Raw genomic sequence first — 1,323 nt, 5'->3', positions numbered from 1 at the left:
TATGCGGCGCTCCACGTCTGCCATCAGCTCGGGGTCCTGGGCCATCATGGCCTGTGCCTCCAGCACCGCCTGTGCCTCGCCGCCCGCGAGGTTGCCGCGCGCGATCAGATCGGCTGCCACAGCCTCCACGGCCTGGCGTGCGCGCCCCTGTTCGCGCTCCGCCTCCTCCGCCGGGATCTGCTTCGCCGGGGGCTCGAGTACCGCCGTCCCCATGTGCCGAACCTCGCCGATCGCCACACCGTGGCTCACACCGACGCCTCGCAGCGTTGTCTCCATCTCACCCGTCTCCGAATCATGCGGCGGTCCCGCCACCGCGATGGTCGTCTGTTGTGCCGTTCAGTTACGGCGCCGGCATCACTGCCAGGAGAAGAGCTGGTCGCCCGCCTTCACGTCGCCGTCCTCACGGAGACCGGACAGGGAGTCGGCCGTGGCTTCCAGCGCCACCACCGGGCACACCGGGGACTTGCCGGCCTGCTCGACGGCGGCCGGGTTCCAGCGCACGACGGCCTCACCACGCGTGACGGTGTCGCCCTTGTTGACGAGAAGCTCGAAGCCTTCGCCGTTCAGCTGCACGGTGTCGATGCCCAGATGGGTCAGGACGCCGTGTCCCTCTCCGTCCACCACGACGAAGGCGTGCGGATGAAGGGACACGATGACGCCGTCCACGGGGGAGACGGCCTCCACGGGCTCACGTACGGGGTCGATCGCCATGCCGGGACCGACCATCGCTCCTGAGAAGACGGGGTCGGGCACTGCGGCCAGTTCGATCGCACGTCCGGCGAGAGGGGACGTCACGGTGGTCATGGAAAGCCTCCCAGGGGGTGGAGATCCGAACGGGCCGTCACTGCATGTCCCGGACGGCGCACTGCGCAGCAGCGTATGTCATATGAACTGCCGGTTCCGCATGAGACGTACGGGTTGGCGGCCCTTGGATCGCGGCACGAGCGATTTGCACCCGCTCCCGGGCCGGTGTACAGTCGTACTCCTGCCTGGGGCGGAGCGATGCGACCGAGCGTCGTTGACCGGGCAGCACCCAAACTTGTCAGATCCTATCTCGGGGTCCGTTTTGCATGTCTGCAGGACGGTGGTCAGGGAGACGGAAAAACACTGATAGAGTTTGAAACACCGAAGGGAAGCGCCCGAAGGAAAGCCGAGAGAGTCTCTCCGGTGAGTACGAAGGAAGCGTTCGTTCCTTGAGAACTCAACAGCGTGCCAAAAGTCAACGCCAGATATGTTGATACCCCGTCCGTCGGATTGTTCCGATGGTCGAGGTTCCTTTGAAATAACACAGCGAGGACGCTGTGGACCTTCCGATTATTCCTC

General features: G+C 65.2%; 2 protein-coding genes. Both read right to left on the bottom strand.

Annotation, left to right across the window (positions count from 1 at the left end):
- Positions 1 to 276 (bottom strand): phosphoenolpyruvate-utilizing N-terminal domain-containing protein (locus C3488_RS39630; protein WP_308460722.1); only part of this gene is annotated, 276 nt, incomplete at its 3' end.
- 78 nt (positions 277 to 354) lie between these two features.
- On the bottom strand, positions 355 to 804 hold the full coding sequence (locus C3488_RS39625; RefSeq protein ID WP_103845633.1) for a PTS glucose transporter subunit IIA: 450 nt from the start codon (positions 802 to 804) through the stop codon (positions 355 to 357).
- Positions 805 to 1,323 lie beyond the last annotated feature (519 nt).

The sequence above is a fragment of the Streptomyces sp. Ru72 genome, from assembly GCF_002920635.1.
Taxonomy (GTDB): domain Bacteria; phylum Actinomycetota; class Actinomycetes; order Streptomycetales; family Streptomycetaceae; genus Streptomyces.
Note: the sequence above shows the minus strand (reverse complement) of the source record. Positions and strands in the feature narration are given on the sequence as shown.